The sequence below is a fragment of the Pseudomonas sp. P5_B2 genome, assembly GCF_056400445.1.
The window spans coordinates 1-1,091 of record NZ_JBFULH010001044.1; the positions used below are offsets into that span (position 1 = coordinate 1).

Sequence of the window (1,091 nt, forward strand, 5' to 3'; positions counted from 1 at the left end):
ATGTGCAGGTGCTGATCGGTATCGTGATCGGTGCAGCAATCGGTCACTTTGAACCGCAATTCGGAGCCAAGCTCCAACCTTTTGCAGATGGCTTTATCAAGCTCATCAAAATGCTGTTGGCGCCTATTATTTTCGGTACCGTCGTCGTTGGTATCGCCAAGATGGGCAGCATCAAGGAAGTCGGGCGGATTGGCGTCAAAGCGCTGCTCTACTTTGAAATCCTTTCAACCATAGCGCTGGTCATCGGCCTTATTGTGGTCAATCTCGTAAAGCCAGGCGTCGGGATGAATATCAACGCCAACACGCTTGATGCCAGTGCTATCGCCAAGTACAGCCAAGCCGCCAGCGAGCAGGGCGGAACAATCGAGTTCTTTCTCAACATCATCCCGAGCACCTTCATTGGTGCATTCTCCAATGGCGTCATGCTTCAGGTCATTCTGATTTCGGTGTTGATGGGCGTTGCCCTCGTTCAAATGGGCGAAACAAGCAAACCGCTGATCAATACCATCGACCTGTTTATGCAAGGGCTGTTCAAGATCGTGGCGATGGTCATGCGTCTGGCTCCGATTGGTGCCGGGGCCGGCATGGCGTTCACTATCGGCAAGTACGGTATTGGTACCTTGCTGTCACTCGGCCAGTTGCTGATCGCGCTCTACGTCACCACCTTGATATTCATTGTGATAGTGCTGGGGACGGTTGCTCGATGGTCAGGAATGCCTTTGCTTCAGTTCCTCCGGTACTTCAAGGACGAGATTCTGATCACGCTTGGAACCTGCTCGACTGAAGCGGTACTCCCGCGAATGATGGTCAAACTTGAAAAGCTGGGCTGCAGGAAGTCAGTGGTGGGCATGGTGCTGCCAACCGGATATGCCTTCAATGCGGATGGCACCTGCATTTACCTCACCATGGCGGCGATTTTTATCGCACAGGCAACCAACACGCCACTGACGTTTATGGATCAGATGATTCTGTTGGGCGTCTTCTTGCTGACCTCCAAAGGCTCCGCTGGCGTGGCGGGTGCCGGGTTCATAACACTGGCGGCAACGCTGACAACCATCCACTCCATTCCGTTGGTAGGCCTGGTATTGCTC

Annotated in this window: 1 protein-coding gene; it reads left to right on the forward strand. The window is 53.3% G+C overall.

Annotation, left to right across the window (positions count from 1 at the left end; all coding sequences use genetic code 11):
- Positions 1-2: 2 nt before the first annotated feature.
- Positions 3-1,091: cation:dicarboxylate symporter family transporter (locus AC1DRJ_RS29035; protein ID WP_477805161.1), on the forward strand; the 1,089-nt coding region annotated here is incomplete at its 3' end.